General features: G+C 62.7%; 7 protein-coding genes and 1 riboswitch. Of the genes, 6 read left to right on the top strand and 1 reads right to left on the bottom strand.

Annotated features, from left to right (window positions below; genetic code table 11):
- Nucleotides 1-27: 27 nt before the first annotated feature.
- A complete protein-coding gene (locus tag ACNPM8_RS10455; RefSeq protein ID WP_448939803.1) occupies nucleotides 28-1,476 on the bottom strand; it encodes an APC family permease in 1,449 nt (482 codons plus the stop codon).
- 265 nt (nucleotides 1,477-1,741) lie between these two features.
- Between ACNPM8_RS10455 and ACNPM8_RS10450 the strand changes: the two genes are divergently transcribed.
- The 6 genes from ACNPM8_RS10450 to glyA all read left to right on the top strand — a co-directional run.
- Complete coding sequence (locus ACNPM8_RS10450; RefSeq protein ID WP_448939802.1) at nucleotides 1,742-2,914, top strand: serine hydrolase domain-containing protein; 1,173 nt, start codon at nucleotides 1,742-1,744, stop codon at nucleotides 2,912-2,914.
- Between the two features lie 47 nt (nucleotides 2,915-2,961).
- Nucleotides 2,962-3,738: a GDSL-type esterase/lipase family protein gene (locus tag ACNPM8_RS10445; protein ID WP_442904123.1), complete on the top strand. Its 777-nt coding sequence runs from the start codon at nucleotides 2,962-2,964 to the stop codon at nucleotides 3,736-3,738.
- Nucleotides 3,739-3,840: 102 nt separating this feature from the next.
- Nucleotides 3,841-3,938: riboswitch (glycine riboswitch) on the top strand.
- A 164-nt stretch (nucleotides 3,939-4,102) separates the two neighbouring features.
- A complete protein-coding gene (gene gcvP / locus ACNPM8_RS10440; RefSeq protein ID WP_448937918.1) occupies nucleotides 4,103-6,949 on the top strand; it encodes an aminomethyl-transferring glycine dehydrogenase in 2,847 nt (948 codons plus the stop codon).
- A gap of 13 nt (nucleotides 6,950-6,962) precedes the next feature.
- A complete protein-coding gene (gcvT, locus tag ACNPM8_RS10435) occupies nucleotides 6,963-8,090 on the top strand; it encodes a glycine cleavage system aminomethyltransferase GcvT (protein ID WP_448939801.1) in 1,128 nt (375 codons plus the stop codon).
- Nucleotides 8,091-8,150: 60 nt separating this feature from the next.
- Nucleotides 8,151-8,531, top strand: coding sequence for a glycine cleavage system protein GcvH (gcvH, locus tag ACNPM8_RS10430; protein WP_402695778.1), 381 nt, complete (start codon nucleotides 8,151-8,153; stop codon nucleotides 8,529-8,531).
- The coding region (gene glyA, locus ACNPM8_RS10425; protein WP_448939800.1) for a serine hydroxymethyltransferase at nucleotides 8,531-9,513 on the top strand (983 nt) is incomplete at its 3' end. The genes gcvH and glyA, both read left to right, overlap by 1 nt.

The following is a 9,513-nucleotide window of genomic DNA, read 5'->3' as shown; positions in this document are numbered from 1 at the left end:
GCCCATCACTGCTTTAACGGTTTGGGATCAGTACTGTCCCGGGCGGGTTTCGATGACGCCCTTCTTGTAGTTGATCCGGTTGACCAACCAGGTCACGGCCCACAGCAGCACGCCGATGACCAGCAGCAGGCCGGCAATCTCGTACTGGACCCAGTCTTCACGCGAACGAGCCCAAGGGCCGGCAAGGAACAGGCAGAAGAACACGCCGAGGATCGGGATGATCGTTGGAGCGCGGAACGCATCGGGTTCCGGCTTGTCGCGGCGCAGCACCAGCAGGGCTACGTTGACTACGGCGAACACGCACAACAACAGCAGCGCGGTCGTGCCGCCCAGCGAGCCGACAATGCTGCTTCCGTTGCTCAAGTTCACGTAGACCACCAAGGCGATGGCCAGCACGGTGCTGAACAGGATCGCGGCCCATGGCGAGCGTCGGGTCGAATGCACCTTGCCCAGGAACTGCGGCAGCACGCCTTGGCGGGCCATGCCATAGAGCAGGCGGCTAGCCATCAGCATGTTCATCAGCGCGGTGTTGACCACCGCGAAGACGGTCAAGAACGGGAAGATCGCGTCAACTGGCAGGTTCGGCAGGCCAATGCGCACAACATCCAGCAGGATGCCGGCATCCGGGTTCTTCGGGTTCAGCAGATCGCCGGTCGGGATCACCATGATGACCGTGACGGCCACCAGCATGTAGATCAAGGCGCAGATGCCCAGGCCGATGAGCATGATCTTCGGGAAGGTCTTCTTGGGATTCTTGGTTTCCTCAACCAGGTTCACCGAATCCTCGAAGCCCACCATCGCGAAGAACGCAATGGCAGTACCCATGGTCACGGCGGCGAAGACGCTGCGGTCGGTGGGGGTCTCGAAGACCACCAGGCGGGAAATGTCACCCTGGCCCGAGGCGATCACCGCGAAGCCGATGCCGATGATCGCGGCCATGATGGCCAGCGAAACTATGGTCAGCACGAGGTTGAACTTCACGCTCTCGCCCACGCCGCGGAAGTTGATCACTGCGAGGATCACGATGATCGCAATAGCTGCCCACATGCCCGCTTCCGGGGTGTTGGGAACACCCTCGACAAACTGGCCAATGCCAATGAGCAGGTTGCGCCCCACCAAGGTGGCCGAGGTGGCGGCACTGGTGATGCCCGAGCAAGCCACGGTGAACGCCACCAGGAAGGTGACGAAGTGGATGCCGAATGCCTTGTGGATGTACAAGGCGGCACCGGCCGCGTGCGGGTAATTGGTCACCAGTTCGAGGTAGCTGAAGGCGGTGAGGGTCGCGATCGTGAAAGCGATCAGGAACGGCAGCCAGGCGGCTCCGCCCACCTGGCCGGCAACTTTGCCGGTGATGGCGAAAATTCCGGCGCCGATGATATCGCCCATGATGAGGAATAGCAGCAGCTTCGGGCCAATCACCCTGCGGAGTTCTGTTTCTTTGCCGTCGGTAACGGCCGTGTCACTGTTCACAGTCATGCGATCGAGATCATCTCCTTCAATTTTGTAGGCAAACATTACAACTTTAGGGTCAGCGCATGAAGTGGGCAAACCGGCTTCAAGGCTGGCTCACAGAACTTGGGGTCCAGCGGTAGTGAAATGTCGATTAGTGGCTTAAACAAGCCAATGCTGTGAGCTGACGTACCTATATGCTAGGTGTCGGGTCAGCGTGTGGAACTACCGGGCCATGGGATCGAAGCGGTTAGGGTTAGTTGATGAGAGACAAGCACTTTGAAGGATTTAGATGCAATCGGTGATCACTGAAGAGTTCGCGCCCCTGGCGGAAGCACTAGAGGCGCGAGCCGCTGAGGAAGAAGGTTATTCGGCGCAGCTGGCCGTGTACCACCGCGGCGAATTGGTGCTCAGCCACAGCGTTGGCGAGCACCTCTCTGGTGACGCGCTGACCTGCGTCTTCTCCTGCACCAAGGGCCTGGGTGCGCTGGTCGTGGCACTGCTCGTGCAAGATGGGCTGATTGATCCGAACGCGCCAATGGCCACCTACTGGCCGGAATTCGGGGACAACGGGAAAACCCAGCTCACCGTCGGCGAGGTGCTCAGCCACCAAGCGGGAGTGCTCGGCGTGCCCGGGGGCGTGCCCAGCGAGATCCTCCTGAACTCCGCCGAATACGCCAAGGTGCTCGCTTCCATGCCAAGCGTCTGGCCGCTGGGCCAGAACATTGTCGGCTACCACGCGATCACCATGGGCGTGCTCATGGAAGAACTGGTACGCCGGGTCACCGGCAAGGAACTGAAAGAAGTCTTCGAGGAGCGCATCCGCAAGCAGCTGGGAGCCGAAGCATACATCGGCCAGGACCCCGCGCTGGAATCGCGCTACCGCGATGTATTGCCGGGCGCTGACGCCGCACCGGAATTCTTCGATCCGTTCTCCCCGGCCGGGCTTTCGGTGAACTCGGCCTCCGGTTTCGCGCTGGAAAACGGCCCGGTCTACAACTGGCACGAACTGGCCAACGCGCCGCAGGTGCGCGAACTGGGCCCCGCATCCATGGGCGCGGTCGCCAATGCCCAAGGCCTCGCCGCAATCTATGCCGCCTCATTCGGTGCAGTGCCGGCACTGGGCGCCACCCGCGGATTCCTCACCGCCGACACCTGGTCCCAGGTTTCCACCGAGCTGGTCTACGGCCATGACCGGACCAACGGGCTGCTGCAGGCCTTCGCCCTGGGGTTCATGAAGGCCACCGCGCGCAACAACTACGGATCGATTTTCGCCTACGGCCATGACGGTGCGAATTCCTCGCTGGCCTTCGCCGATCCAGCCCACCAGCTGGGCTTCGGTTTCATCCCCTCGCGCAATGAAGGCGTCAAGGAGATCTCCACCGGGGTCAAGCTCAGCCAGCTGGCCCGCCAGCTGATCATGCAGAAGAACATGTCGGCCCAGGCTGCCGGCAGCAACGCGTAGTAAACCCATCGGGAATGGAACGAAGCAGGAGCGAAGTGAAGAAGTTTGTGGCACTAGGTGACTCGTTCACCGAAGGCGTTGGCGATGTGGATCCGACCCGGCCCAACCAGGTCCGCGGCTGGGCGGACCGGGTTTCGGAAGTGCTCTGCGCCGAAGGCGAATGGGAATACGCCAACCTGGCGGTGCGCGGCAAGAAGATCGGGCAGGTGATCAACCAGCAGCTGGACCAGGCGCTCGCACTGGCCCCGGATCTGGTCACCATCTATGCCGGTGGCAATGACATCCTGCGCCCGAAGGCGGACCTGGATGCGCTGATGCGCGGCTATGAAGGCATGGTGCGCCGCTTTGCCGAAGCCGGAAGCGCGGTCGTGCTGTTCACCGGTTTCGACACCGTGGAATCACCGTTGTTCTCCAAGACCCGTCCGCGCACGGCCATTTACAACGAGAAGGTTCGCGAAATCGCGGACGAGTACGGCGCGGTGATCGCCGATTACTGGCGGTGGCGCGAATTCTCCGATCTGCGCTACTGGGCGGTGGATCGGCTGCACATGAACGAGCTGGGCCACACGCTGATGGCCTCGAAGGTCCTTGACGTGCTCGGCACCCATCGGATCACCGAGGGAAACTGGTCCTCCAGGATCCAGCAGCCGTCCCTGCCGGAACTGGCCGTGAACTCGCGCGGCGAAAAGCTGAAGCAGGAATTGGGCTGGGCCAGAGAGCATTTGGCTCCGTGGGTCAAGCGCCGGATCACCGGCACCTCGTCGGGTGATTCCTTGTCAGCGAAATATCCTGATTACATCCGTTTAACTGCCGACGCCAACTGAACGCATTTATGACTTTTCCGGACCCCGCTCCTGTTTGACCTTGGGGGCGGGGCAGGTAACATGGTGGTGTGCTGCAGGTCTCCGGCCGGCAGCGCGCGCCATAGACGGATGGCGGGAGAGTCCCGTTCACACCATGGACGGGCGCCGTAGGAGCAATTCCTCCCCAGGAAACTCTCAGGCACCCGTACCGCCATCATGAGGCAACTCTGGAAAGAAACCGGCCCGTTCCGGTTCACCGAAGGTGCAAGTGCCCGGCTTGGTTTGCTGGATGCGTAAAACTCTCAGGTTATGCAACAGGGATGGGGAGGTAAAAAGACCTTCCTTTGGCATGCGCCAAGACAGATCCCATGGAGATACCAGCACCATGACCATCACGCAGACTTCGGCACGAGCGAATACTGAATTCGTTTCACGCCATATCGGCCCACGTCCTTCCGACGTCACCACCATGCTTCAGACCCTGGGCTACGACAGCCTGGAAGAACTGATCGACACCGCCGTTCCGGCAGACATCCGCCAGGACTCCGCACTGGATATCCCTGATGCTCTGAGCGAAACCGAAGCCCTAGCCCACCTGCGTGCGCTTGCCTCGAAGAACGTCATGAAGACCCAGATGATCGGCCAGGGCTTCTACGACACCATCACCCCAGCTGTGATCCGCCGCAACATCGTGGAAAACCCAGCCTGGTACACCGCTTACACCCCGTACCAGCCGGAAATCTCCCAGGGCCGCCTCGAAGCCCTGCTGAACTTCCAGACCATGGTCATGGACCTGACCGGCCTGCCCATCGCCAACGCGTCGCTGCTGGACGAATCCTCCGCTGCCGCCGAAGCCGTGCTGATGATGCGCCGCGCCAACAAGAAGAAGTCCAAGGGCAAGACCGTGCTGGACTCCAACATCTTCCCGCAGACCCTCAAGGTCGTGCAGGGCCGCGCTGACGCACTGGGCTTCGAAGTCGAGATTGCCGACCTTGCCGCAGGCTTGCCAGAGGGCGAGATCTCCGGCATTGTCCTGCAGCAGCCTGGCAACGACGGCTCGATCGCGGACCACGCTTCGATCATCGCCGCCGCCAAGGAAACCGGCGCCATGGTTACCGTGATCGCCGACCTGCTGGCCCTGACCATGATCACCCCTCCGGGCGAGCAGGGTGCCGATATCGCCGTGGGCAACACCCAGCGATTCGGCGTGCCGCTGTTCTTCGGCGGACCGCACGCTGCCTACATGGCCGTGGCCGATGGCCTGACCCGTTCCATGCCAGGACGCCTGGTAGGCGTTTCGGCCGATGACGCCGGAGTCCCTGCCTACCGCTTGGCCCTGCAGACCCGCGAGCAGCACATCCGCCGCGAAAAGGCCACCTCCAACATCTGCACCGCACAGGCCCTGCTGGCCATCTGCGCTTCGATGTACGCGGTCTACCACGGCCCAGCCGGCCTGAAGCAGATCGCCTCGCGCGCCAACAACCACGCCCGGGTCATCGCCAGCTCGCTGGTTTCAGGCGGCTACACCCTGGCTTCGGATTCCTTCTTCGACACCGTGGTGGTGAACGTCGAGAACGCCGATGCCATCATTGCCAAGGCCATCGAAGCAGGCATCAACCTGCGCAAGGTGGGCGAGACCCAGGTGGGCATCTCCACCGACGAGGCCACCACCTCGGGCGTCGTCAAGACCCTGCTCGAGGTCTTCGGCGCAGAGCTCTCGGCTCCGGAAGGCTTCGAGATCCCGGCCGGGCAGGTGCGCACCAGCGACTTCATGACCCACCCGATCTTCAACACCATCTCCTCCGAAACCCAGATGATGCGCTACCTGCGCCGGCTCTCGGACCGCGACCTGGCCCTGGACCGCACCATGATCCCGCTGGGTTCGTGCACCATGAAGCTGAACTCGGCCGCCGAGATGGAATCCATCACCTGGCCGGAATTCGCCTCGATCCACCCCTACGCGCCTGCAGCGCAGACCGAGGGCTGGCGCGAGCTGATCACCGACCTGGAAGGGCGCCTGACCGCAATCACCGGCTACGCTGGCGTTTCGATCCAGCCCAACGCCGGCTCGCAGGGCGAGTACGCGGGCCTGCTGGCGATCTCGGACTACCACCGTTCGCGCGGCGAAGGCCAGCGCGATCTGTGCCTGATTCCGGCCTCGGCCCACGGCACCAATGCCGCGTCGGCAGTGCTGGCCGGGATGCGCGTGGTGGTCGTGAAGACCGCAGCCGATGGCACCATCGACGCGAACGACCTGGATGCCAAGATCGAGGCCAACAAGGACGTCCTTGCAGCCATCATGATCACCTACCCATCCACCCACGGCGTCTACGACTCCGACGTGCGCGAGGTCTGCGACAAGGTCCACGCCGCCGGCGGCCAGGTGTACATCGATGGCGCGAACATGAACGCCATGGTTGGCCTGGCCCAGCCAGGCAAGTTCGGCGGCGACGTGTCGCACCTGAACCTGCACAAGACCTTCTGCATCCCGCACGGCGGTGGCGGCCCAGGCGTAGGCCCAATCGGCGTTGGCGAGCACCTGCTGCCATTCCTGCCAGGCGATGCTTCGGGCACCTACTCCGAGCGTGACGGCGTGCCGGTGGTGGCGACCGCTTTCGGCTCGGCCGGCGTCCTGCCGATCTCCTGGGCCTACATCGCGATGATGGGCGGGGACGGCTTGACCGAAGCCACCAAGCACGCGATCCTGAACGCGAACTACATTGCCAAGCGCCTGAACGAGCACTTCCCGGTACTGTTCACCGGCAACAAGGACCTGGTTGCCCACGAGTGCATCCTGGACTTGCGCGAACTGACCGCCAAGACCGGGGTCACCGCCGAGGACGTGGCCAAGCGCCTGATCGACTTCGGTTTCCACGCGCCGACCCTGTCCTTCCCTGTGGCAGGCACCCTGATGGTGGAGCCCACCGAATCCGAGGACCTGGCCGAGATCGAGCGCTTCATTGAAGCGATGATCACCATCCGCCAGGAAATGGACGAGGTCCTCTCCGGTGCCTACAGCATCGAGGAATCCCCATTGCGCAACGCTCCGCACACGGTCTCCGCCGTGGTCAACAGCAAGTGGGACCGCAAGTACTCGGTCGAGCAGGCGGCCTTCCCGGTCCCGGCGCTGAAGTTCGACAAATACTTCCCAACCGTGGGCCGCATCGACGGCGCCGGTGGCGACCGCAACCTGATCTGCTCCTGCCCGGCTCCCGAAGCCTTCGAAGACTAAGGAAGAGTTAGAGATGACTGAGACTACTCAAGCACTCAAGCACACCGCGCTGCACGCGCAGCACGAAGCTCTCGGCGCCAACTTCACCGACTTCGGCGGCTGGGACATGCCGTTGAAGTACGGTTCGGAACTGGCAGAGCACAAGGCCGTGCGCTCCACCGCTGGCCTGTTCGACCTGTCCCACATGGGCGAGGTCTACCTCTCCGGCCCGGAAGCCGGCAAGGCGCTGAACGCCGCCCTGGCAGGGAACCTGGGCATCATGAAGGTCGGCAAGGCGAAGTACTCGCTGATCCTTGACGCCGAGGGCAAGATCATCGATGACCTGATCGTCTACCGCCTGGAAGAGGAGAAGTTCCTCGTCGTGCCCAACGCCGGCAACGCCCCGGTGGTTGCCGCCGAACTGGCTGCCCGCGCCGCCGGCTTCGACGTCGTCGTGGACGACGCTTCGGGCCGCCAGTCGCTGATCGCCGTCCAGGGACCGAACGCTGAGGCGATTGTGCGCAAGCTGGCCGCCGACGAGGCAACTGCCCAGGCTGTCACCGAGCTGAAGTACTACGCTGCGGTGAAGGTGGTGCTCGGCGGCATCGACGTGCTGCTGGCCCGCACCGGCTACACCGGCGAAGACGGCTTCGAGCTGATCATCGAAAACGAGGATGCGGCAGCCCTCTGGGAAAAGAGCGTTGAAGCCGGCAAGGACCACGAGCTGGTTCCTTGCGGCCTGGCTGCCCGCGACTCGCTGCGCCTTGAAGCCGGCATGCCGCTGTACGGCAACGAGCTGTCCCTGGAACGCACCCCGTTCGATGCCGGCTTCGGCCCGGTGGTCTCCTTCAAGAAGGAAGAGGACTTCGTGGGCCGCGAAGCCCTGGAAGCGCTGCGCGGTGCGACCCCGCCACGCAAGCTCGTCGGCCTCAAGGGCCTGGGCAAGCGTGCCGGCCGCGGCGGCTACGCCATCGTCAAGGACGGCGCAACCATCGGTGAAATCACCTCCGGCCAGCCTTCGCCAACCCTGGGCTACCCGGTTGCACTGGGTTACGTCGACGCCGAATTCGGTGCAGTGGGGACCGAGCTGGAGGTAGACCTGCGTGGTAAGACTTTGCCTTTTGTCGTAGTCGAACTGCCGTTCTACACCCGAGCCAAGTAACGTTAAACATCAGTAGGGCTAAGCAAATCGCCCGCTAATTCCCTTGGGAGAGGAAATACCGTGAGTAAAGTTCTTTCGTCATTGCGCTACTCGGCCGAACACGAGTGGATCGATGCATCGTCCCCAGCAAAGATCGGCATCACCCAGGTTGCCGCCGACGCCCTGGGCGACGTGGTCTACGTCGACCTGCCAGAGGTCGGCGACTCCGTTACCGCAGGCGAGACCTGTGGCGAAGTCGAGTCCACCAAGTCGGTTTCCGACCTGTACTCGCCAGTGACCGGCACCATCGTTGCCATCAACGGCGAGGCAGTGGACAACCCAGGCATCCTGAACGAAGACCCATACGGTGCCGGCTGGCTGTTCACCGTTGAGGTCGCCGAAGAGGGTCCGCTGCTTTCGGCAGCTGACTACGCAAGCGCGAACGGTGGAAACGTCGAGTAATGAGCAACCAGACTTTTGAATCCGTTGCCGCTGCAACGTTGACCCAGTCGCTGGCTTCGCTGGACCCGGAGGTCGCGCAGCGTATCGACGCTGAGCTGGCGCGCCAGCAGCGCGGTCTGGAAATGATCGCTTCGGAGAACCACACTGCGCAAGCAATCATGCAGGCGCAGGGTTCGGTACTGACCAACAAGTATGCCGAGGGCTACCCGGGCCGCCGCTATTACGGCGGTTGCGAGGAAGTTGATGTCATCGAGACGCTGGCGATCGAGCGGCTCAAGGACCTGTTCGGGGCGAAGTTCGCCAACGTGCAGCCGCATTCCGGTGCGCAGGCCAACGCGTCGGTGTACCACGCGCTGGTTCGTCCGGGCGATACCGTGCTGGGGCTGAACCTGAACCACGGTGGCCACCTGACCCACGGGATGAAGCTGAACTTCTCGGGCCGCTTGTTCAACATCGTTCCTTACGGTGTGGACGAGGAAACCTATGAAGTGGACATGGACGAGGTGGAGCGCCTTGCCATCGAGAACCAGCCGAAGATGATTGTTGCTGGCTGGTCGGCGTATCCGCGCCAGCTGGATTTCCAGCGCTTCCGCGAGATCGCTGACAAGGTTGGCGCGTACCTGTTCGTGGATATGGCGCACTTCGCTGGCCTGGTGGCAACCGGGTTGCATCCTTCGCCGGTCCCGCACGCTCACGTGGTGACTTCCACGACGCATAAGACGCTTGCTGGTCCTCGTGGCGGCATTATTCTCTCGAATGATGCGGAGATTGCGAAGAAGCTGAACTCGGCGGTGTTCCCTGGCCAGCAGGGTGGTCCGTTGGAGCACGTGATTGCTGGCAAGGCGGTGGCGTTCAAGATTGCCGCTTCGCCGGAGTTCAAGGAGCGCCAGGAGCGGACCTTGGCTGGTGCGCGTATTTTGGCTGAGCGTTTGACCCAGGAAGATGTTGTTGCCAAGGGCATCAGCGTTTTGACTGGTGGCAC

It is taken from the genome of Glutamicibacter sp. AGC46 (assembly GCF_053543715.1).
This window is presented reverse-complemented; position numbering and strand designations above follow the sequence as displayed.

What these genes read in the sequence shown, in the direction of transcription:
- ACNPM8_RS10455 (WP_448939803.1), bottom strand. Translation starts at nt 1,476, where the DNA reads ATGACTGTGAACAGTGACACGGCCGTTACCGACGGCAAAGAAACAGAA.
- ACNPM8_RS10450 (WP_448939802.1), top strand. Translation starts at nt 1,742, where the DNA reads ATGCAATCGGTGATCACTGAAGAGTTCGCGCCCCTGGCGGAAGCACTA.
- gcvP (WP_448937918.1), top strand. Translation starts at nt 4,103, where the DNA reads ATGACCATCACGCAGACTTCGGCACGAGCGAATACTGAATTCGTTTCA.
- gcvT (WP_448939801.1), top strand. Translation starts at nt 6,963, where the DNA reads ATGACTGAGACTACTCAAGCACTCAAGCACACCGCGCTGCACGCGCAG.